The organism is Ramlibacter henchirensis (assembly GCF_004682015.1).
Classification (GTDB): Bacteria; Pseudomonadota; Gammaproteobacteria; order Burkholderiales; family Burkholderiaceae_C; genus Ramlibacter; species Ramlibacter henchirensis.
The window spans coordinates 307,402-329,126 of sequence record NZ_SMLM01000002.1 but is presented as its reverse complement, the minus strand read 5'-3'; the positions used below and the strand labels follow the sequence as shown (position 1 = coordinate 329,126).

Annotated in this window: 20 protein-coding genes; 7 read left to right on the top strand and 13 right to left on the bottom strand. The window is 68.8% G+C overall.

Annotated features, from left to right (window positions below; translation table 11 throughout):
- The first annotated feature begins 11 nt into the window (after positions 1–11).
- From EZ313_RS14325 to EZ313_RS14300, 6 genes are read left to right on the top strand one after another with little or no spacing between them, the layout of a single operon-like run.
- Complete coding sequence (locus EZ313_RS14325; RefSeq protein WP_135263965.1) at positions 12–689, top strand: class I SAM-dependent methyltransferase; 678 nt, start codon at positions 12–14, stop codon at positions 687–689.
- A gap of 7 nt (positions 690–696) precedes the next feature.
- On the top strand, positions 697–1,410 hold the full coding sequence (locus tag EZ313_RS14320; protein WP_135263964.1) for an acylneuraminate cytidylyltransferase family protein: 714 nt from the start codon (positions 697–699) through the stop codon (positions 1,408–1,410).
- Positions 1,400–2,455 (top strand): N-acetylneuraminate synthase, encoded by a 1,056-nt coding sequence (neuB, locus tag EZ313_RS14315; protein ID WP_135263963.1) that lies wholly within the window; start codon positions 1,400–1,402, stop codon positions 2,453–2,455. Before EZ313_RS14320 ends, neuB begins: the two co-directional genes overlap by 11 nt.
- Positions 2,455–3,594 carry a UDP-N-acetylglucosamine 2-epimerase gene (gene neuC / locus EZ313_RS14310; protein ID WP_167772584.1) on the top strand — a complete coding sequence of 380 codons (1,140 nt, stop codon included), beginning with the start codon at positions 2,455–2,457 and terminating at the stop codon, positions 3,592–3,594. The genes neuB and neuC overlap by 1 nt, the downstream gene beginning before the upstream one ends.
- Positions 3,584–5,095 (top strand): aminotransferase class I/II-fold pyridoxal phosphate-dependent enzyme, encoded by a 1,512-nt coding sequence (locus tag EZ313_RS14305; RefSeq protein ID WP_276606964.1) that lies wholly within the window; start codon positions 3,584–3,586, stop codon positions 5,093–5,095. Before neuC ends, EZ313_RS14305 begins: the two co-directional genes overlap by 11 nt.
- On the top strand, positions 5,082–6,902 hold the full coding sequence (locus EZ313_RS14300; protein WP_135263962.1) for a polysaccharide biosynthesis protein: 1,821 nt from the start codon (positions 5,082–5,084) through the stop codon (positions 6,900–6,902). Before EZ313_RS14305 ends, EZ313_RS14300 begins: the two co-directional genes overlap by 14 nt.
- Here the strand turns inward: EZ313_RS14300 and EZ313_RS14295 are convergent.
- Entirely contained in the window at positions 6,899–7,534 is a 636-nt protein-coding gene (locus EZ313_RS14295; protein ID WP_135263961.1) for an LON peptidase substrate-binding domain-containing protein, read from the bottom strand. The genes EZ313_RS14300 and EZ313_RS14295 overlap by 4 nt on opposite strands.
- A gap of 56 nt (positions 7,535–7,590) precedes the next feature.
- Here EZ313_RS14295 and EZ313_RS14290 point away from each other — a divergent pair, with 56 nt between their 5' ends.
- Entirely contained in the window at positions 7,591–8,133 is a 543-nt protein-coding gene (locus EZ313_RS14290; protein WP_135263960.1) for a YggT family protein, read from the top strand.
- A gap of 10 nt (positions 8,134–8,143) precedes the next feature.
- Here the strand turns inward: EZ313_RS14290 and accD are convergent, their stop codons facing one another.
- From accD to EZ313_RS14230, 12 genes are all read right to left on the bottom strand, one after another.
- A complete protein-coding gene (gene accD / locus EZ313_RS14285; RefSeq protein ID WP_135263959.1) occupies positions 8,144–9,016 on the bottom strand; it encodes an acetyl-CoA carboxylase, carboxyltransferase subunit beta in 873 nt (290 codons plus the stop codon).
- A gap of 30 nt (positions 9,017–9,046) precedes the next feature.
- Positions 9,047–9,856 (bottom strand): tryptophan synthase subunit alpha, encoded by an 810-nt coding sequence (gene trpA, locus EZ313_RS14280; RefSeq protein WP_135263958.1) that lies wholly within the window; start codon positions 9,854–9,856, stop codon positions 9,047–9,049.
- Positions 9,853–11,097, bottom strand: coding sequence for a tryptophan synthase subunit beta (trpB, locus tag EZ313_RS14275; protein ID WP_135263957.1), 1,245 nt, complete (start codon positions 11,095–11,097; stop codon positions 9,853–9,855). The genes trpA and trpB overlap by 4 nt, the downstream gene beginning before the upstream one ends.
- Positions 11,075–11,800 (bottom strand): phosphoribosylanthranilate isomerase, encoded by a 726-nt coding sequence (locus EZ313_RS14270; protein WP_135263956.1) that lies wholly within the window; start codon positions 11,798–11,800, stop codon positions 11,075–11,077. The genes trpB and EZ313_RS14270 overlap by 23 nt, the downstream gene beginning before the upstream one ends.
- The gene (gene truA, locus EZ313_RS14265) at positions 11,797–12,579 is read right to left on the bottom strand and encodes a tRNA pseudouridine(38-40) synthase TruA (protein WP_135263955.1); all 783 of its coding nucleotides are present in this window, start codon (positions 12,577–12,579) and stop codon (positions 11,797–11,799) included. The genes EZ313_RS14270 and truA overlap by 4 nt, the downstream gene beginning before the upstream one ends.
- Before the next feature lie 25 nt (positions 12,580–12,604).
- Complete coding sequence (locus EZ313_RS14260) at positions 12,605–15,358, bottom strand: motility hub landmark protein FimV (protein ID WP_240788653.1); 2,754 nt, start codon at positions 15,356–15,358, stop codon at positions 12,605–12,607.
- A 217-nt stretch (positions 15,359–15,575) separates the two neighbouring features.
- Positions 15,576–16,724, bottom strand: a complete 1,149-nt coding sequence (gene asd / locus EZ313_RS14255; RefSeq protein ID WP_135263953.1) for an aspartate-semialdehyde dehydrogenase — start codon at positions 16,722–16,724, stop codon at positions 15,576–15,578.
- A gap of 82 nt (positions 16,725–16,806) precedes the next feature.
- Positions 16,807–17,895: a 3-isopropylmalate dehydrogenase gene (leuB, locus tag EZ313_RS14250; RefSeq protein ID WP_135263952.1), complete on the bottom strand. Its 1,089-nt coding sequence runs from the start codon at positions 17,893–17,895 to the stop codon at positions 16,807–16,809.
- Between the two features lie 4 nt (positions 17,896–17,899).
- Positions 17,900–18,550 (bottom strand): 3-isopropylmalate dehydratase small subunit, encoded by a 651-nt coding sequence (leuD, locus tag EZ313_RS14245; RefSeq protein ID WP_135263951.1) that lies wholly within the window; start codon positions 18,548–18,550, stop codon positions 17,900–17,902.
- Between the two features lie 13 nt (positions 18,551–18,563).
- Complete coding sequence (gene leuC / locus EZ313_RS14240; protein WP_135263950.1) at positions 18,564–19,985, bottom strand: 3-isopropylmalate dehydratase large subunit; 1,422 nt, start codon at positions 19,983–19,985, stop codon at positions 18,564–18,566.
- 130 nt (positions 19,986–20,115) lie between these two features.
- Positions 20,116–21,426 carry a citrate synthase gene (gene gltA, locus EZ313_RS14235; protein WP_135263949.1) on the bottom strand — a complete coding sequence of 437 codons (1,311 nt, stop codon included), beginning with the start codon at positions 21,424–21,426 and terminating at the stop codon, positions 20,116–20,118.
- Positions 21,427–21,456: 30 nt separating this feature from the next.
- Complete coding sequence (locus EZ313_RS14230; RefSeq protein ID WP_135263948.1) at positions 21,457–21,723, bottom strand: FAD assembly factor SdhE; 267 nt, start codon at positions 21,721–21,723, stop codon at positions 21,457–21,459.
- Positions 21,724–21,725 lie beyond the last annotated feature (2 nt).

Sequence of the window (21,725 nt, the reverse complement as noted above, 5' to 3'; positions counted from 1 at the left end):
CGAACCCGACCATGGCCCTGGACCCCCGCTGGGAAGAGATCTTCCGCACCCGTGCCTGGGGCAAGTACCCGCCGGAGGAGTTCATCCGCTTCATGGCGGGCCACTTCTACCGTCATCCGGCCCGCCACGAGGTGAAGGTGTTCGAGGCCGGCTTCGGCACCGGCGCCAACCTCTGGTATGCGGCACGCGAGGGCTTCACCGTGTTCGGCCTCGAAGGTTCGCAAGCCGGATGCGAACTGACTGGTGCGCGGCTGGACGCCGAAGTGCCCGGCTGGCGGGATCACGGCGCCCAGCTGCGGGTCGGCGACATCTGCAAGCCGCTGCCGTGGCCGGACGGCAGCTTCGACGCGGTGCTGGACAGCGATGCGGCCACCTGCAACAGCCATGAAGAAGCGCGATCGCTCTACCGCGAACTGCATCGCGTGGCCAGGTCGGGTGGACGGCTTTACGTCCGCACGCCCGCCACGGGGAGCTGGGGCGAAGGCACCGGCACGCCGCACGGCCGCGGCCAGTGGGAATGCGCGCAGGGGCCGTTCGCGGGCACCGGGGTGGTTCGCTTCGCGAGCGAGCAGGACATCCGCGAACTGCTCGCGGACTGGAAGATCGAGCAGCTCGAGGAAGTCACCCGCACCATGGACAACCGGGCCCATGTCGTCCGCGAGTGGGTGGTGGACGCGGTGAAGGCCTGAGCTAGCCATGGCCCGCACCATCGCCACCATCTGCGCCCGCGGCGGCAGCAAGGGCCTGCCGGGCAAGAACCTGCGGCCGCTGGCGGGCAAGCCGCTGATCGTCCACACGATCGAGCAGGCGCTGGCCGCGCGCGGTATCGAAGGCGTTTTCGTCTCGACCGACGATCCGGCCATCGCCGAAGTCGCGCGCGGGGCGGGCGCGAAGGTGCCGTACCTGCGGCCTGCGGAACTGGCCACCGATGAAGCGCCCAAGCTGCCCGCGATCGAGCACCTTGTTTCGCGCCTGGAAAGCGAAGGCCTTGCAGTGGACACGGTGGTGGACCTGCAGCCGACCTCGCCCCTGCGCGCGCCGCGGGACATCGAAGCCGCACTGGCATTGCTGGGCGATGCCGACCTCGTCGTGAGCGTGACGGAGCCCTCGCACAACCCGTACTACACGATGGCGGAGGCCGATGCCCAAGGCTGGCTGCGGTTGAGCAAGCCGGGTTCAGTCGCGCGCCGGCAGGACGCGCCGGCGGTGTGGGGATTGAACGGCTCGATCTACGTCTGGCGACGGTCGGCCCTGCCCAGGGCCATTGCGCAAGGGTTCTGGAGCGTGCTCGCCAAGCCGTACGCCATGCCGCGCAGCCTTTCCCTCGACATCGATGACCTGGAGGATTTCGAGCTGGCCGAGTGGCTGTTGCAGCGTTCCCGATCAGCAGGAGCAGCGCATGGCCGCTAGTGCGCCGCGAACCTTCGTCATCGCGGAAGCCGGGGTCAACCACAACGGTGATCCGGAGATGGCCATCGCGTTGGCCGATGCCGCACTGGCGACCGGCGCCGACGCGGTCAAGTTCCAGACCTTCCGCGCCGAGGACGTGGTGAGCGCCTCGGCGCCGACCGCCGACTACCAGCGCACCAACACCGGTGCCACCAGCCAGTTCGAGATGATCAAGGCGCTCGAACTGGACGAGGAAGGCCACCGGCGCGTGGCGCGGCATTGCGCCCGCATCGGCATCGAGTTCTTCTCCACGCCCTTCTCGCCGCAAGCCGTCGACCTGCTGGTAGGGCTGGGCGTGCGGCGGGTCAAGCTGCCTTCGGGCGAGATCACCAACCGGCCGCTGCTGCAGAAGGCGGCGATGACGGGGCTGCCGCTGCTGCTGTCCACCGGCATGTCGACGCTCGAAGAAGTGCGCACCGCCGTGGGCTGGATCGAAGCGGCGTGGGCGCGCGGCGCGAGGCCATCCGCTTCTCCGGCGCTGGTGCTGCTGCATTGCACGTCCGCGTATCCGGCGCCCGCCGAAGCGCTCAACCTGCGCGCAATCGGCGCGCTGGCCGGGGCGTTTCCGGCGCTGCCGATCGGCTACTCGGACCACAGCCAGGGCATCGAAGCGGCACTCGCGGCGGTCTCGCTCGGGGCGGCCGTGGTCGAGAAGCACCTGACGCTGGACAAGAAACTTCCCGGACCCGATCACCGCGCGTCCGCCGATCCCGCGGAGTTCGCCGCGATGGTTTCGGCGCTCCGCCGGCTGGAGCCGATGCTCGGCGACGGCATCAAGCGTCCTCATCCGGTCGAGGAGAACACGCGCGACGTTGCGCGACGCAGCGTCGTGAGCACGCGCAGCCTGCCCGCCGGCCATGTGCTCGCCGCGGACGACCTCGCGCTGCGCCGGCCGGGCACCGGCATCGCGCCGGATCGGCTCGAGGCTCTTCCCGGCCGCCGCTTGCGCGAACCGGTGGCGGCCGACGTGCCCTTGCAGTGGTCGATGCTGGAGGAGGGCGGCTGATGCGCCGCATCGCCTACCTCACCGGGACCCGCGCCGATTTCGGCTTGATGGTGTCCACCCTGCGGCGCCTGCAAGCGATGCCGGGCGTCGAGGTGAGCACGTTCGTGACGGGCATGCACCTGAGCGCGGCGTACGGCGACACCGTGCGTGAGGTCGAGGCTTCCGGCCTGCCCATCGCGGCCAGCGTGCCGGTGAACATCGACGAGCGCACGCCGGAGGCGATGGCGAACGCGATCGGGGACACCGTCCAGGGCCTGACGCGCGCATTGGCCGTCCACCGGCCCGACCTGCTGCTGCTGCTCGGAGACCGGGGAGAGATGCTCGCCGGCGCGATCGCGGCGCTGCACCTCGGAATTCCGATCGCGCACCTGCACGGTGGCGAGCGCTCAGGCACGGTGGACGAACCGGTGCGGCACGCGATCACCAAGCTCAGCCATCTGCATCTGGTGGCGAGCGAAGAGTCACGCGATCGCGTCATTCGCATGGGCGAATTGCCGGAGCACGTTCACGTGGTCGGCGCGCCGGGCCTGGACGAGATCGTCGGCCGCAAGCCGTCCGCGCGCGAGGCGCTGCTGCACCGCCTGGGCCTGCCTGCGGGCGCGCGCTACGCCCTGGTGCTGTTCCATCCCGTCGTGCAGGAAGCCGGCGACGCCGGCGCGCAGACCCGCGCGCTGCTGCAGGCCGTGCGCGACGAAGTGCTTTCGCAAGGCCTGCATGCGGTCTGGCTGGCCCCCAATGCCGACGCCGGTTCGGGCGCGATCGTGCAGGAGATGCAGCGCGCAACGGGCGACCGCCTGCACTGCCTCACCCACGTGCCGCGAGCCGACTACCTCGATGCGCTCGAGGGCGCGGAACTGCTGGCCGGCAATTCCTCGTCCGGAATCATCGAGGCCGCCTCCTTCGGCACGCCGGTGGTGAACGTGGGCACGCGCCAGCGGCTGCGGCAGCGCAACGCCAACACCATCGACTGCGGCACCGACACCGCACAGATCGCCGCGGCGTTGCGCGAGGCCGTGGGGCACGGCCGTTACTCGCGCGAGAACGTCTACGGCGACGGACGCGCGGGCGAGCGCATCGCCGAGCTGCTGGGGACGCATCCCTTGCCGCGCAGCCTGCTGGACAAGACCAATGCGTACTGAAGCCGCCAGCCCGCTCGTTACGCGCCTGCTGGTGCCGCTTTCGCTCACCTGGACCGAGGCCGTGCAGCGGATGGACAGCGAGGGCGAGGGCATCCTGCTGGCCGTCGACACGCAAGGCGTGCTGCGACGCACGGTCACCGACGGCGACCTGCGCCGCGCCATGCTGGCCTCGGCAGCGCCGGGCGCGACGCTGGCCGACCTGCCATCGAACCCGCCGATCTGTGTGCGCGACGACGCGGACGCGACGGCTGCCCGCCGGCTGATGGAGCAGCACCGCATCAGCCATGTCCCCGTGGTCGATGCGCAGGGCCGCCCCATCGACCTGATCCACAGCCGGGAACTCGCGGGCCGCATCTGGCTGTCGCCGCCGCACCTGGGGGAAGAGGAAACCGCCTTCGTGGAGGACGCGTTCCGCTCGAACTGGATCGCGCCGCTCGGGCCGCACGTCGACGGCTTCGAGCGCGAGGTGGCGGCCTTCACCGGCGTCGGCCACGCCGCCGCGCTCAGCTCCGGGACGGCCGCGATCCACCTCGGGCTGCTGCTGCTGGGCGTGCAGCCGGGCGATACGGTGTTCTGCTCGTCGCTGACGTTCGTCGGGAGCTGCAATCCCATCCTGTACTGCGGCGCGAAGCCGGTGTTCATCGATTCGGAGCCGGGCAGCTGGAACATGTCGCCCGCCGCCCTGGAACGCGCCTTCGAATGGGCGCGGCGCGAGAACCGGATGCCACGCTGCGTGGTGATCGTGAACCTCTACGGCCAGAGCGCTGACATGGACGCGCTGCTGCCGGTGTGCCGCCGTCACGGCGTCCCGGTGCTGGAAGACGCGGCCGAATCCCTGGGCGCGACGTACCGGGGACGCGCCAGCGGGAGCTTCGGCGACGTGGGCGTGTTCTCCTTCAACGGCAACAAGATCATCACCACCTCCGGCGGCGGCGTGCTCGTGTCGGATGACGCTTCGCTGGTGGCGCGTGCGCGCAAGCTGGCGACGCAGGCGCGGGAGCCGGCGGGCCACTACGAGCACCGCGAGATCGGCTTCAACTACCGCATGAGCAACGTGCTGGCGGGCATCGGCCGCGGCCAGCTCAAGGTGCTGGCGCAGCGCGTGCAGCGTCGGCGCGAGGTGTTCGAGACCTACCGCCAGGCACTTTCCGGCTGCGAGGGCGTCGAGTGGATGCCCGAATTCGCGGGCAGCGTGTCCACCCGCTGGCTGAGCTGCCTGGTGCTGCGCGGCCCCGATGCGCAGGCACGGCGCGACGCGGTCGTGCGGCAGCTGGAGCGCCACGCGATCGAGGCGCGGCCCGTGTGGAAGCCGATGCAGGTGCAGCCCTTGTACGCCGGCGCGCCGTTCTTCGCGCACGCAGAGGGCGCCGACGTGTCGGCCGGTCTGTTCGAAGGCGGCCTGTGCCTGCCCTCGGGATCGAACCTGAGCGGGGCGCAGTTGGAGCGGATCGCCCTGCACCTGCGGCACGCGCTGGGCGCGACATCGAATGCAGTGGCCTAGGCGCGCTGCCCGCGTCACGCTCGACCTCGCGCTGGTCGCGCTGGCGTGGTGGCTGGCGTTCTGGCTGCGCTTCAACCTGGAGGTGCCGGGCGAGTTCATCGGCCTCGCATCGGAGGGCCTGGGCATCTGCGTCGTGGCTTACGCAGCCGCTTTCGTGGTCGCGCGCGTGTGGCGCCATGTCTGGAGCTACACCGGGCTCCCCGAGCTGCGCCAACTCGTGGTCGGCATCGTGGTGGGCGGCGCGATCACGGGGGCGCTGCTCCTGGCCCTGCGGTTGCCCAACTTCCCGCGTTCCGTGCTGCTGCTCCAGCCGGTGCTGGCCCTGGTGCTGCTGGGCGCGGCGCGCGCGGGCTGGCGCACGGTGGTCGAAAGCCGCTCGGCCCACGGGGGCGGCCGCCGCGTGCTGATCGTGGGGTCGCTGCAGGATGCCGCCGATGCGCTGCGAGCCCTGAAGGGGTCGCATGAGTGGCTGCCGGTCGGCATCGTCAGCCCGATCCCGAGCGATGTCGGCCGATCGATCCAGGACGTCCGGGTGCTCGGGGGTGTCGACGCGATGGCGCAGGCCTGCGCCGAAGTGCAGGCGCAGACCGCGCTCGTGGCCAGCCCGCCGGGCTCGGACGATCGGCGCCAGGCCTTGCTGGGGGCGACGGACGCGGGCATCCCGCTGCTCACGCTGCCCAGGCCCGACGAGTGGCTCAAGGCGCAAGGCGCCGGGCCGCGCCGGGTCGAACTGGAAGACCTGCTGGGCCGCGAACCCGTGCAGCTGGATGAAGCCGGCCTCTCGGACCTGATGTCCGGCCAGACGGTGCTGGTGACCGGCGCCGGCGGCTCCATCGGCTCCGAGCTGTGCCGCCAGATCGCGCGTTTCGGCGCGGCCCGGCTGGTCTGCCTCGACATCTCGGAATACGCGATCTACGAGCTCGAACAGGAGCTCCGGGCCAGCCACCCGCAGATGCGCGGCCTCTACTACACCTGCAACGTGCGGGAGCCGCAGCGCCTGGCCGCGATCGCCCAGCGCCACCGGCCCGCTGTGGTCTTCCACGCCGCTGCCTACAAGCATGTGCCGCTGATGGAGCAGCTCAACGAGATCGAGGCGCTGCGCACCAACGTCATCGGAACGCTGAACGCCGCGCGTGTGGCGGGCGAGTGCGGGGCGCGCCGCTTCGTCATGATCTCCACCGACAAGGCGGTCAATCCCACGAACGTGATGGGCGCGAGCAAGCGCCTGGCCGAGATGTTGGTGCAGGCGGTCGCGGGCCGGTATCCGCAGACGCGGTTCGTGTCGGTGCGGTTCGGCAACGTGCTGGGGTCGAGCGGATCGGTGGTGCCGCTCTTCGCTTCGCAGATCGCGCGCGGCGGGCCGGTGACCGTCACGCATCCGGAGATCGTTCGCTACTTCATGACCATTCCGGAGGCGGCGCAGCTGGTGCTCCAGGCCGGGCTGATGGGGCAGTCCGGCGAGATCTTCGTGCTGGACATGGGTGAGCCTGTGCGCATCGTGGAGCTCGCGCGCATGCTGATCCGGCTTTCGGGGCACTCCGAGCAGGAGATCCCCATCAGCTACATCGGCCTGCGGCCCGGCGAGAAGCTCTACGAGGAACTGCTCGCCAACGACGAGACCACGGTGCCCACGCCGCATCCGAAGCTTCGCGTCGCCAAGTCGGGTGGCGCGTTGCCGGACATCGAAGCCGTGGCGAAATGGATCGAAGGGGCCGGCGCCGCGCCGGCGGGAGAACTGCTGCGAGGGTGGTTGCGGGAGCAGGTGCCGGAGTACAGCCCGCCCGGCACCGTCGACCAGGCGGCCTAGGTCGAGATCCCCGTCTTCACGAGCACGTCGCTCACCAGCTCGAGCCGGACCAGCGGATTGTCCAGTTCCATCAGGCGCTGCTTGAGCGACACGGGCAGCGGCAGCAACTCGCACCAGCGATTCGCCACCCATCCGCAATCGTCCAAGCGCCAGGGCTGCGCCACGGGCATCTGCTCCGGCGTCGCGGCGCGTTCCTGCAGCGAGTGCAGCACCTTGGCCAGCGCCAGCGAGGTGGCCTCCAGATCGTCTGGCACCGGCACCGCCTTGTCGGCGTCCATGCGCTCCACGTCGGCGATCCACAAGCCATGCTTGAGCTGGTCGCTCGCACGGATGCGAAAGCGCTGCTGGCCGGCGGCACGGATCATCATCAGGCCGGGCCGCGGATGCTCGAGCGCGTCGATGGTGGCCAGCGTACCCACCGCCGCGAAGGCTTCGGGCCCGCCGCCGGGTTGCCGAACTTCATGGCCCTGCGTGAGCGCCACCACGCCGAACGGCGCGCCGGCCTTGTGGCAGCGCCCGATCATGTCGAGGTAGCGCACCTCGAAGATGCGCAGCGGCAACACGCCCCCGGGGAACAGAACCGTGCCCAGCGGGAACAGCGGGAGCGACTGGAGTGTGAGCGCGGTGGCCAAGCTGAGGTTGCGAGGTGACGCCGCTATGATCCCACGCCAACACGAAGGCGGGAGCGATGGCGCAAGAAATCCTTTCTTTTCTGCTGGACGTCGCGGCCGGCCTGCTGGGCGGCGCGTGCCTGCTGCGCCTGTACATGCAGCACCAGCGCGTGCCGTTCGGCAACCCGGTGGGACGCTTCGTGTTCGCCATCACCGACTGGCTGATCCTGCCGCTTCGCCGCGTGCTGCCGTCGATCCGCCGGGTGGACACGGCCAGCCTGGTGGCGGCGTACCTCGTCGAGCTGGCGCAGTACACGATCCTGTGGGCGCTGTTCAGCCGCGGCGATTACACGGCCGTTCCGCTGATCGCGCTGTTCGGGCTTTTGCAGCTGGCCGTGGCGGCGCTGACGGCGCTGGTGATCGTTTACGCGATCCTGTCGTGGGTGCAGAGCGAATCACCGCTGGCCGATGTGATCGACCGCCTCTGCGCACCGCTGCTGCGGCCGTTCCGCCGGGTGATCCCGTTGGTGGGCGGGATCGACCTGTCGCCGCTGGCGCTGCTGGTAGTGCTGCAGGTGATCTCGATGGTGCTGCGCGCCGCGGCGAACTCCGCCCTCTAGCCTCGCGCCGTCAGATCACCGCGTCGGCGGGCTGGCGCTGCAGCATGGCCAGCACGTGGGCCACCTTCATCCGCAGCTCGCGCCGGTCGCAGATGAAATCGACGCCGCCCTTCTGCTGCAGGAACTCCGCGCGCTGGAAGCCTTCCGGCAGCGTGACGCGAACCGTCGACTCGATCACGCGCGGCCCGGCGAAGCCGATCAGCGCCTTGGGTTCGGCGATGACCACGTCGCCCATGAAAGCGAAACCGGCGCTCACGCCGCCCATGGTGGGATCGGTCAGCACGCTGATGTAGGGCAGCCCCTTCTTCGCGAGGCGTGTGAGCGCGGCGTTGGTCTTGGCCATCTGCATCAGCGACAACAGGCCTTCCTGCATGCGCGCGCCGCCGGTCGCGGTGAAGCAGACGAACGGCACCTTCTGCTCGAGGGCACTTTCCACGCCGCGCGCGAAGCGCTCGCCGACCACGCTGCCCATGCTGCCGCCCATGAAGTCGAACTCGAAGGCCGCGGCCACCAGGCTGATGCCGTGCACCGCGCCGCCCATGACGACCAGCGCATCGGTCTCGCCGGTGTTCTCGAGCGCTTCCTTCAGCCGCTCGGGATAGCGGCGGCTGTCCTTGAACTTGAGCGCGTCGACCGGCAGCACTTCCTGTCCGATCTCCCAGCGGCCTTCGGGGTCGAGGAAGCCGTTGAGCCGGGCTCGCGCGCCGATGCGGTGGTGGTGGCTGCAGCTCGGGCAGACGTTCTGGTTGTGCTCCAGGTCCGTCTTGTAGAGGACCGTCTCGCAGCTCGGGCACTTGACCCACAGGCCCTCGGGCACGCTGCGGCGCTCGGTCGGGTCGGTCTGTTGGATCTTGGGGGGCAGCAGCTTTTCGAGCCAGCTCATGCGGTGCGCTCCGTTGTGTTTGATGGGATTCTAGTGATCCAGCGCCTGGCGGATTTCGCGCAGGAAGGCCGCGACTTCGGGTACGACCCGCTCGCGCGGCTGCTGCTCGACGAGCTGGACGATCTTCGTGCCGATGATCACCGCGTCGGCCACTTTCGAGATGGCCTTCGCGCTGGCCGCATCGCGGATGCCGAAGCCGACCCCGACGGGAACCTTCACGTGCTCGCGGATGCGCGGCAGCATCTGCTCGACCGTCGCGGTATCCAGGTGGCCGGCGCCGGTCACGCCCTTGAGCGCAACGTAGTAGACGTAGCCGCTCGCCACCTCGGCCACCTGCTGCATGCGGCGGGCGGTGCTGGTGGGCGCGAGCAGGAAGATCAGGTCCAGGCCGGCTTTCTTCAGGTCGCTAGCGAACTGGCCGCATTCCTCCGGCGGGTAGTCCACGATCAGCACGCCGTCGACGCCGGCACTGGCCGCATCCCGGATGAAAGTGCCCTGGCCGTGCACCAGGTCGTAGCGCTCGACGGGATTGGCATAACCCATGAGCACGACCGGCGTCTGCGAATCCCGCTCGCGGAAGGCGCTCACCATGGCGAGCACTTGCGTCATGCCGACGCCCAGCGCCAGCGCCTTCTCGCCCGCTTTCTGGATCACCGGCCCGTCGGCCATCGGGTCGGAGAAAGGCACGCCGAGCTCGATGACGTCGGCCCCGGCTTCCACCATGCCGTGCATCAGCTCCGGCGTGATGTCGGCGAACGGGAAACCGGCGGTGACATAGGGAATGAGGGCCTTGCGGCGCGCGGCGGCGAGTCGTGCGAACGTGGCGGAGATGCGGCTCATTTGCCGCCCTTCAGCTTCAAGCCGCGCATCGAGGGCCGGTCGTAGAAATCGACGCCCGCCAGGTCCGCGACGGTGCCGATGTCCTTGTCGCCGCGGCCGGACAGGTTGACCAAAAGGTGCTGGTCGGGCCGCATCGTCGGCGCGAGCTTCATCGCATAGGCCACGGCATGGCTGGATTCCAGCGCGGGGATGATGCCTTCGGTGCGGCACAGGTAGTGGAAGGCTTCCAGCGCCTCCTGGTCGGTGATGCCGACGTACTCGGCGCGGCCGATGTCCTTGAGCCAGGAGTGCTCGGGGCCGACGCCGGGGTAGTCGAGGCCGGCGCTCACGCTGTGCGTTTCGGTGATCTGGCCGTTGGAATCCTGCAGGATGTAGGTGCGGTTGCCGTGCAGCACGCCGGGGCTGCCGCGCTGCAGCGAAGCGGAGTGCTTGCCGCTCTCCAGACCTTCACCGGCCGCTTCCACGCCGATCAGGCGCGTGGCTTCGTACGGGATGTAGGGATGGAAGATGCCCATCGCGTTGCTGCCGCCGCCCACGCAGGCGATGACGGCATCCGGCTGGCGGCCGGCCATCTTCGGCATCTGCTCCAGGCATTCGTTGCCGATCACGCTCTGGAAGTCGCGCACCATCATCGGGTAAGGGTGCGGGCCGGCCACCGTGCCGATGATGTAGAAGGTGTTCTCGACGTTGGTGACCCAGTCGCGCATCGCCTCGTTGAGAGCGTCCTTCAGCGTCCTGCTGCCAGATTCCACCGGCACGACACGCGCGCCCAGCAGGTTCATGCGGTAGACGTTGGGGCTCTGGCGCTTGACGTCCTCGCTGCCCATGTAGACCACGCATTCGAGTCCGTAGCGCGCGCAGATGGTGGCCGTGGCCACGCCGTGCTGGCCGGCGCCGGTTTCGGCGATGACGCGCGGCTTGCCCATGCGGCGCGCCAGCATGGCCTGGCCGATCACGTTGTTGATCTTGTGCGCGCCGGTGTGGTTGAGGTCTTCGCGCTTGAGGTAGATCTGCGCGCCGCCCATCTCGCGGCTCATTCGCTGCGCGTGGTAGACGGGCGAGGGGCGGCCGACGAAGTGGGCCAGCTCGTAGCGGAATTCGGCCAGGAACTCGGGGTCGTTCTGCCAGCGCGCGTAGGCCTCGCGCAGCTGCTCGATCGCGTGGGTCAGCGTCTCGCTGACGAAGCTGCCGCCGTAGGGGCCGAAGTGGCCGGACGGATCAGGTTGTTGATAGGAGGGCATTCGGGCACCTTGCAAGGAGAGCGTCGGCGGCGCGCACGGCCGCGACGAACTGATGGATCTTTTCGGGGTCCTTCACGCCCTTGGCGGCTTCGACCCCGGAGCTCACATCAACGGCCAGCGTCCTGCAACGCGGCCGCACTTGCACGATGCCATCGGTCACGTTTGCAGGCGTCAGTCCACCAGACAAGACGAGGTGAGCGTTGACGCTTGGAGGAAGCCGTGACCAATCGAATGCCTTGCCGCCGCCGCCATACCCTTCGACGTGCGCATCGAGGAGCAGGGCCCGGGCTTGTTCGTGGAGGGTCGCAAATTTTATCAAGTCGAACGGCTGGGCCGCGTCGAGGGGGATGCGGGCGGCGCGCATCCAGGGACGCGCGCCGTTGCCGCTGGCGGCGCGGCACTGTTCAGGCGTTTCGTCCCCGTGGAACTGAAGCATCGCCGCGGGCACCTGCTCGCAGGCCGCGATCACGTTCTCCGTCGGCTCGTTGACGAACAGGAGCACGGGCGTGACGAAGGGCGGCAGCCGAAGCGCGAGTTGCGCGGCCCGTTTCGCATCCACGAAACGTGGGCTTTTCGGGTAGAGCACGAAACCGACGGCGTCGGCGCCGGCCTGCACGGCGGCATCGACGTCCTGCTCACGGGTGAGGCCGCAGATCTTGATCCGCGTGCGCTGGCTCAGGGGGTTGTGCGAGGCAGCGGTCATGGCAGCCAATCATAGGCGGCGGTGCGATCGGGCAAGCCCCAGCGGGGCTCGTAGATCGGACCGAGGAAGTACAGGCCGTCGGGCGGAAAGGTGGGCGCGGCCGCATCGCGATCGCGCGCCGCGAGCACCTCGGCGATCCACTCAGGCGTCCGCTGTCCCTGGCCGACCGCGAGGAGGCAACCCATGATGTTGCGGATCATGTGGTGCAGGAAGGCGTTGGCTTCGAACTCGAAGCGCCAGTACGGGCCATGCCGCGTGATGTCGATTCGGCGCATCGTCTTCACCGGCGACTTCGCCTGGCACGCAGAAGCGCGGAAGGAGGTGAAGTCGTGTTCGCCGAGCAGCCGCGTGGCGGCTTCACGCAAGGCGGCTTCATCGAGCGGCCGGAACACCCAGCCGGCGCGGCCGCTTTCGATGCTCGGTCGCACCGGCGATTCCAGCAGCACATAGGCGTAGCGGCGGGCGAGGGCGCTGGCGCGCGAGTGGAATTCGTCCGGGACGGCCTGCGCCCACTGCACGGCGATATCGGGTGGCAGGAAGCTGTTGGTGCCGCGAACCCAGGAAAAGGGCTCCCGCGTCACTTCGGTGTCGAAGTGGACGACCTGCATCAGGCCGTGCACGCCCGCGTCGGTGCGGCCTGCGCAGACGGTGGACACCGGTTGCGCCGCGAACTGGGCGAGGGCGGATTCGAGGTGGTCCTGGATCGTCCGGCCCGACGGCTGGCTTTGCCAGCCGTCGTAAGCCTGTCCGAGGTAGCTGATGCCGAGGGCCCACCTCACGGCCGGCCTTTGCGCGAAAGCGGGATCAGCCGATCTCCGCCAGGAACTTCTGGGCCTTGCTCTTGAGGTCGCCGGAGGCCTCGGCGATGACTTCCTGGGCCAGGCTGCGGGCGCCGTCGGCGTCGCCGATGGCGTTGAATTCCTGCGCGAGCGCGAGCTTGGTGGCGAGCGGGTCTTCGCCGCCGGCATCCACCACCTCGAGGCCGGTGGTGCTCATGGCGGAGTCGCCGGGTTCGGAGGCTTGCTTGGCCGCAGGCGCGGTGGACGCACCGGGCAGGTCGAGCGAGAGGCCGCCAAGGTCGAACTCGAGCATGCCATCGGCAGGGGCCGAAGCCACCGGAGCAGAGGCTGCGGCGGGCGAGGCCTTGACCGGCTCGGGCTTGAAGTCGAGGCCGTTCTCGGGCAGCGTCAGCTGCGGTGCCTCGAGGGAAACGGCGTTTGCTTCAGCCGCTTTCGAAGTGGCGCCCGCGAAATTCGTGTCCAGCGAGGGCGTAGCCGCCGCCGGCCTGGTGGCCGTGAAGCTGCTCGTCTGCAGTGCGCCCGGAGCCGTGCTGGCCGCGGCGGGAGCATCGTCCAGCGAAAAGTCCAGGTCCAGATCGACGGCGGAGGAGCCGGTGTCTTGGGCTGCCTTCGCGCTGGCGCCCGCCAGTGCGGCCGAAGCAGCCACGGCTGCAACCGGCGCCGCGGCAGGCGCGAGAGGCGCGAGAGGCGCGCCGCCCGAGGGATGGCCGCCCGGCTGGTACATCGGATTGGAAGGATCGAGTTCCAGCCCGAGTTCGCAGACCCGGGCCCACTCGGGACCTTCGCCGCGGGTGATGCTGTACGCGTCGCCGGCCAGGTGTTCGAACGCCTTGGCGTCCCGGCGCTTGGAGTAGATCTCCAGCAGCTTGACGTGGATGGCGATGCGCTGCGGGTTGATCCGCAGGGCTTCCTTGAGGATTTCCTCGGCCTGCAGGTCGCGGCCGTAGGCCAGGTACACGTCGGCTTCGGCCACGGGGTCGACGTCACCGGCCGCGTCGAGCTGGCTGGGCGAGTAGACCATCGAGGAGCCGGTGGGCGCGCCTTCGGCCGTGTCGATGCGCTGCCCGCCGCTGGCGCCGAAGAACGAATCGGGCTGCAGGCGGCTCTCGAGGAAGGAGCTGTCGACCTGCGCCGACTTACGCCGCTGGTAAGTACGCCAGCCCCCGACACCCAGCAGAAGCGCCAGGATACCGCCGAGCGCGGCCGGGACCATCGGGTTGCCCAGCAACTCGTCGATGAAGCTGGGCTCCTCGACTGCGGGAGCAGGCGCGGGCGGGCGTGCCGCCGTCGCTGGGACGGCAGGGGCGGAGGCGGGCGGCGTGGATGCAGCGGCGGCGCTGGTGTCCGGAGCCGAAGCCGGCGTTGCAGGCGTGACCGAAGTTGCAGCCGGGGCGGAAGCCGGGGTCGCAGCAGGCGTCGCGACCGGTGCGCTGGCAGGCGCCGCAGCGGCAACGGGAGTGCTGGCCTTGGCCGGGGCGGAAGCAGCCGCCGCTTGGGCGGGGGCCGCCGTGGTTGCGGCAGAAGGCAGCGCGACGGACGGCAACGCGGGACCCGACGCCGGACGGGCCGCGGCAGTTGCGGACGGCGCGGGTGCCCAGGTGTTGGCCTTGGGCGCACTGGCCGAGGCGGCCGGAACGGAGCCCGTGAGCTTGTTCAGCTCGCTGATGTTGCGGTCGAGTTCGGCGACGCGGGTGGCGGCGTCTTGCGACGCGCGGTTCTGCGCGACACGGTCCTCGGCGCCGCGTGCTTGCACGCCGCCCTTGGACAGGGTCAGCTTGTCGGCAGCCGTGGCGGCGGGGCGCTTTTCTTCGACCTGGGCCTGGACGCGTCCGCTGGCTTCGCGGCTGCTGCCCGTGGCGGGCGCGGTCGCCACGCCTTCGGCCAGGCGGCGGCGGAATTCGTTGAAGTCGCGGCTCTGCGCCACCAGCGTCTGGGTGGCTTCGGCCGCCGGAATGGCTTGCGCCTGCTCGATCGTCGGCATGTTGAGCACCGTGCCGGCACGCAGGCGGTTGACGTTGCCGTCGACGAATGCGCTCGGGTTGCCGCGAAGCAGCGCGACCAGCATCTGGTCGAGCGAAACGGTTTCGTGCTTGTTGGCTGCCGCGATGCGGCCGGCGGTCTCGCCGGCCTGCACGGTGACCTGCTTGCCTTCGCCGGAAGTTGCGGATCCGGCAGCGGGAGCCGACGCCGGAGCGGCGGGGCCGCGAGTGACGGGGGCTGCAGCCGCCGGGGCCGCGCGTGACTCAGTCTTGGCCGTTGCGCTGCCCGACTGGACCGGCGAAGTGGACGGCGTGACCTGCGCGGTCATCGGCGTCTGGCCCTGCCGCATGCTCGGCGGGTCGAAGAGCATCGTGAAGTCGCGCACGATGCGGCCGGAAGCCCACGCAGTCTCCAGGATCAGGTCGACGAAGGGCTCCTGCACGGGCCGATCGCTGGCCAGCCGCAGGTAATAGCGGCCGTCGGAGCGGCGCTGCAGCGAAACGTTGATGCCGGAAAGCGCCGGGCTGTATTCCAGGCCCGCCGCACGGAAGGCTTCCTGCGGGGCGACGTTGACCTTCAGGCTGGCGACCTCATCCGGAGTGATCTCGGGAACGTCGACTTCCACCCGCAGCGGTTCGCCCAGGGCCGACTGGACCGTGACGCGGCCCAGCGCGAGCGCCTGCGCGGGAGTGGACGGCAGGCTCAACAGCGCGGCGGCGGCAAGCGCGACGGCAGTGGCTTGCCACTGCCGCGTGTTCGTCGTTGTTGAGGCCCCCACTGCTCGGTCTGCAGGCAGTTTTGTTCTCTTCATGCGGACATTCGCCTTGAGACGGAAATAGCTAAAAGGACCATAACATCAATGTGTTAGGGCGACAAGCTGAGACAGCGCTTAATGCATGAAGCGCCAGATTCACCCCAACAGGGCCGACTGTCCTGTTGCCCCTCGACAACGTGCCGTAACGGAACGAAACGGCACGGTCCCGCTCAGGCCGGCATCAAGCGTCGAGCAGGATGCGCAGCATTCGGCGCAACGGTTCGGCCGCACCCCACAGCAGCTGGTCGCCGATGGTGAAGGCGCCGAGGTACTCCGGCCCCATCGCCATCTTGCGAAGGCGACCGACCGGAATGTTGAGCGTGCCCGTGACCGCCACGGGTGTCAGGTCCTTCAACGTCGCCTCGCGCGTGTTCGGCACCACCCGCACCCACCCGTTGTCGGCGGCGATCATGGCTTCGATGTCGGCCAGCGGCACGTCCTTCTTGAGCTTGAAGGTCAGCGCCTGGCTGTGGCAACGCATCGCACCCACGCGCACGCAGAAGCCGTCGACCGGAACGGCCGCGCTGCCGAAGCCGGGACCCTGGCCGAGGATCTTGTTGGTCTCCGCGCCGGCCTTCCATTCCTCACGCGAGACGCCACCGCCGAGGTCCTTGTCGATCCAGGGGATGAGCGAGCCGCCCAGCGGCACGCCGAAGTTCTCCATCTCATGATCCGCCATCGACTGCTGGCGGCCGAGCACCTTGCGGTCGATCTCGAGGATGGCCGACTTGGGGTCGTCCAGCAGAGCCTTCACTTCCGCGTTGAGCGCGCCGAACTGCGTGAGCAGTTCGCGCATGTGCTGCGCGCCGCCGCCGGACGCGGCCTGGTACGTCATGCTGCTCATCCACTCGACCAGCCCGGCCTTGTAGAGCGCGCCGACGCCCATCAGCATGCAGCTCACCGTGCAGTTGCCGCCGATCCAGTTGCGTCCGCCCTTGGCGAGCGCGTTCCTGATGACCGGCATGTTCACCGGGTCCAGGATGATGACGGCGTCGTCCTTCATCCGCAGCGTGGAAGCGGCGTCGATCCAGTGCCCGGTCCAACCCGCGGCGCGCAGTTTCGGGTACACCTCAGTGGTGTAGTCGCCGCCCTGGGCGGTGATGACGACGTCGCACTTCTTCAGCGCCTCGATGTCGAAGGCGTCCTTCAGGAGCGCCTCGTTCTTCGCCTGTGAGGGCGCCTTGCCACCGGCATTGGAAGTGGAGAAGAAGACCGGCTCGATCAGGCCGAAGTCGCCTTCGGCCTGCATGCGGTCCATCAGGACCGAGCCGACCATGCCGCGCCAGCCGACCAGGCCGACGAGCGGTTGTTGTGCCTTGTTGAGTGCCATCGTCAAACGCCTTTCGAGAAGAAGAATCCTGGTTCCCCCGGCTCGTCAGGCCCGGGGGAGGCGCGCGACGAACCGGAGCTGGCTAGCCCTTGGTGGTTTTCTTGGTAATCGCGGCCACGACGGCGTCGCCCATCTCGCGGGTGCCGACTCTCGTGGTGCCATCGGAGTGGATGTCCGCCGTGCGCAGCCCGGACGCGAGCACGTGCTTCACCGCGGATTCGATCCGGTCGGCGGCTTCGGGCTGGTTCAGGGAGAAGCGGAGCATCATGGCAGCGGAAAGGATTGTAGCCAAAGGGTTGGCGATTCCCTTGCCGGCGATGTCCGGCGCGCTGCCGTGACTCGGTTCGTACAGGCCCTGGTTCCCGGCGTTCAGGCTCGCCGAGGGCAGCATGCCGATGGAGCCGGTGAGCATCGCCGCTTCGTCGGACAGGATGTCGCCGAACATGTTGCCGGTGACCACCACATCGAACTTCTTGGGCGCCTTCACCAGCTGCATGGCCGCGTTGTCCACGTACATGTGGTCCAGCGCCACGTCCGGGTACTGCCTGCCGATTTCGGTGACCACGTCCTTCCACAGCTGGAACGTCTCGAGCACGTTGGCCTTGTCCACGCTGGTCACGCGCTTGCTGCGCTTGCGGGCGGCCTGGAACGCGACGTGCGCGATGCGCTCGATCTCCGGGCGCGTGTAGCGCATCGTGTCGAACGCTTCTTCGGTCCCGGGGAAGTGACCATCGGGCGCGGTGCGGCGGCCGCGCGGCTGGCCGAAGTAGATGTCGCCGGTCAGCTCGCGGATGATGAGGATGTCCAGTCCCGCCACCAGCTCCGGCTTGAGGCTCGAAGCATGCGTGAGCTGCTCGTAGCAGATCGCCGGACGGAAATTGGCGAACAGGCCCAGGTGCTTTCGCAGGCCGAGGATGGCCTGCTCCGGACGCAGCGCGCGTTCGAGCTTGTCGTACTTCCAGTCGCCCACCGCGCCGAACAGGATGGCGTCGGCCGCCTTCGCGAGCTTGAGCGTCGACTCGGGCAGCGGATGGCCATGTGCCTCGTACGCCGCGCCGCCGACCGGCGCCGTCTCCATCTCGAACTTGAGGTCCAGGACCTTCAGGACCTTGACTGCCTCGGCCACGATCTCGGTGCCGATGCCATCGCCCGGCAGCACTGCAATCTTCATCTTGTCATCCGTTCAGGGTGTGGGCGAGCCAGGGCTTGGCGGCCAGGCGCTCGGCTTCGAAGGCCTTGATCTTGTCCCTGTGCCGCAGCGTCAGGCCGATGTCATCGAATCCGTTGATCAGGCAGTACTTGCGGAAGGGCTGCACATCGAAGGCGATCTCCTCGCCCTGCGGCCTGACGATCACCTGCCGCTCGAGGTCGATGGTGAGCTCGTAGCCCGGGAAGGCGTTCACCTCGTCGAACAGGCTGGAGACCGTGGCCTCCGGCAGCACGATCGGCAGGATGCCGTTCTTGAAACTGTTGTTGAAGAAGATGTCGGCGTAGCTCGGCGCGATCAGCGCGCGGAAGCCGTACTGCTCCAGCGCCCAGGGCGCGTGCTCGCGCGAGGAGCCGCAGCCGAAGTTCTTGCGCGCCAGCAGGATCGAGGCGCCGCGGTAACGCGGCTGGTTCAGCACGAAGTCCGGGTTCGGCTTGCGGCTGGCCGGGTCCTGCCCCGGATAGCCCGGGTCGAGGTAGCGCCACTCGTCGAACAGGTTGGGGCCGAAACCGGTCTTGCGGATCGACTTGAGGAACTGCTTGGGGATGATCGCGTCGGTGTCGACGTTCTCCCGGTCCATGGGGGCGACCACGCCCTTGTGCACGGTGAACTTGTTCATGCTCCTGGGGTCCTCAGGCGAACTGGCGGACGTCGACGAAATGGCCGTGCACCGCCGCGGCGGCCGCCATCGCGGGGCTCACGAGATGGGTGCGGCCGCCCGCGCCCTGCCGGCCTTCGAAGTTTCGGTTGCTGGTCGACGCGCAGCGCTCGCCGGGCTCCAGCCGGTCCGCGTTCATCGCGAGGCACATCGAGCAGCCCGGCTCGCGCCAGTCGAAGCCCGCGGCCTTGAAGATCTCGTGCAGGCCCTCGCGCTCGGCCTGCTCCTTCACCACGCCCGACCCCGGGACCACCATCGCCAGCTTGACGTTGCGGGCGACCTTCTGCCCCAGCTTCTTGACCATCGCGGCGGCCTCGCGCATGTCCTCGATGCGGCTGTTGGTGCACGAGCCGATGAACACCTTGTCGACGAAGATGTCGTTGATCGGCTTGCCGGGCTCCAGGCCCATGTAGTCCAGGGCGCGCTCCATCGCACCGCGCCGGTTGGCGTCCTTCTCCTTGTCGGGATCGGGCACACGGCCGTCGACCCCCAGCACCATCTCGGGCGAGGTGCCCCAGGTAACCTGCGGAACGATCTGCGAGGCATCGAGTTCGACCACGGCGTCGAACCTGGCGTCGGGATCGGAGCGCAGCGTGCGCCAGTAGGCGGCGGCCTGGTCCCACTCCACGCCCGACGGCGAGAGCGGCCGGCCCCTCAGGTACTCGATCGTCTTTTCGTCGACGGCAACCATGCCCGCGCGCGCGCCGGCCTCGATCGCCATGTTGCAGACCGTCATCCGGCCTTCCATCGTCAGCGAGCGGATCGCGGAGCCGCCGAATTCGATCGTGTAGCCAGTGCCGCCGGCGGTGCCGATGCGGCCGATGATGGCCAGCACGATGTCCTTGGCCGTCACGCCTCGGCCCAGCTGGCCGTCGACGCGGATCAGCATGTTCTTCGCCTTCTTGGCCAGCAGCGTCTGCGTGGCGAGCACGTGCTCCACCTCGCTGGTGCCGATGCCGTGGGCGAGGGCGCCGAACGCACCGTGCGTGGACGTGTGCGAGTCGCCGCAGACGACTGTCATCCCGGGAAGCGTCGCCCCCTGCTCGGGACCGATCACGTGCACGATGCCCTGCTGCTTGGACAGGAACGGGAAGTAGGCCGCCGCACCGAACTCCGAGATGTTGCGATCGAGCGTGGTCACCTGCTCCTTGCTGATCGGGTCTTCGATGCCGTCGTAGCCGCGCTCCCAGCCGGTCGTCGGCGTGTTGTGATCGGCCGTGGCGACGACGGAGCTGATGCGCCAGACCTTGCGGCCCGTCTCGCGCAGGCCTTCGAACGCCTGCGGGCTGGTGACTTCGTGCACCAGGTGGCGGTCGATGTACAGGATGGCGGTCCCGTCTTCCTCGGTGTGGACGACGTGCTCGTCCCAGATCTTGTCGTAGAGGGTGCGTCCCATGGCGTGCTTCCGGCTGAAGGATGGGATTTTATTCGCCGGGGACTCACGCGCCCTTCCTTAGGGGCAGTCCCAAGAAGAAAGGCCGCTTGCGCGGCCTTCCTGTCGAGAGCCGCCGAAGCGGGCTTGTGACTCAACGCTGGGCGAGGGGCTTGACGTCGCGTTTCGTCGCGCCCGTGTACAGCTGGCGCGGGCGCCCGATCTTGTACTCCGGGTCGCCGATCATCTCGTTCAGCTGCGCGATCCAGCCCACGGTGCGGGCCAGCGCGAAGATGCCCGTGAACAGGTTGACCGGGATGCCGATGGCGCGCTGCACGATGCCCGAATAGAAATCCACGTTGGGGTAGAGCTTGCGCGAGACGAAGTACTCGTCTTCGAGCGCGATCTTCTCGAGCGACATCGCCAGCTTGAACAAGGGATCGTTCTCCAGCCCCAGCTCGTCCAGCACCTCGTGGCAGGTCTCGCGCATCAGCTTGGCGCGCGGGTCGTAGTTCTTGTACACGCGGTGGCCGAAGCCCATCAGGCGCACGCCCGAGTTCTTGTCCTTGACCTTGCCGACGAACTCGCCGATCTTGGCCACGCCGCCCATCTGCTGGATGTCTTCCAGCATGTTCAGCGCCGCCTCGTTGGCGCCGCCGTGCGCCGGGCCCCAGAGGCACGCCACGCCGGCCGCGATGGCGGCGAACGGGTTGGTGCCCGAGCTGCCGCACAGCCGCACCGTGGACGTGGAAGCGTTCTGTTCGTGATCGGCGTGCAGGATGAAGATGCGGTCCATCGCGCGCACCAGCACGTCGTTGGGCTCGTACTCCTCGCACGGCGTCGCGAACATCATCCGCATGAAGTTCGCGGTGTAGGACAGCGAGTTCTTCGGGTAGGTGTACGGCTGGCCGATGCCGTACTTGTAGGCCATGGCGACCAGCGTCGGCATCTTGGCGATCAGCCGGATGGCCGAGATCTCGCGGTGCTGCGGGTTATTGATGTCGGTGCTGTCGTGATAGAAGGCCGACAGCGCGCCCACCAGGCCAGTCATCACCGCCATCGGGTGCGCGTCGCGGCGGAAGCCGCGCAGGAAGAACTGCATCTGCTCGTTGACCATGGTGTGGTTGGTCACGCGCGAGACGAACTCCTTCTTCTGGGTCTCGTTCGGCAGCTCGCCGTATAGCAGCAGGTGGCAGGTCTCCAGGAAGTCGCACTGGGTGGCCAGCTGCTCGATGGGATAGCCGCGGTACAGCAGCTCGCCCTTGTCGCCGTCGATATACGTGATGGTCGACTGGCACGACGCGGTCGACATGAACCCCGGGTCGTACGTGAACATGCCGGTCTGCGCGTACAGCTTGCGGATGTCGATCACGTCCGGGCCGATCGTGCCCTGGTAGACGGGCAGCTCGACGTTGGGGCTGCCGTTGCTGAACGACAGGGTGGCTTTGTTGTCGGCGAGTTTCATGTCGGTTCCTTCTTCAAATCGGTGGCCGCCTCAGCGGCTGCGCAGCAGCTGCAGCAGCTGCCTCATCTCGGGGCGGTCCAGCTCGCCCGCGGGCTCGCGGCGGCACAGCAGCAGGTCCATCAGGTCATTGTCGGACAGCTGCATCAGCTCCTCGAGAAGCTGGCCCTGCCGCGGCGTGAGACAGGCGCCGTGCCGCGCGAAGAACCGCTCGAGGAACAGGTCGTTCTCCAGCAATCCGCGGCGGCAGCGCCAGCGCAGCTTGCCGACCGCATGTTCGTCGAGCAGGGCTTCGCCCATCG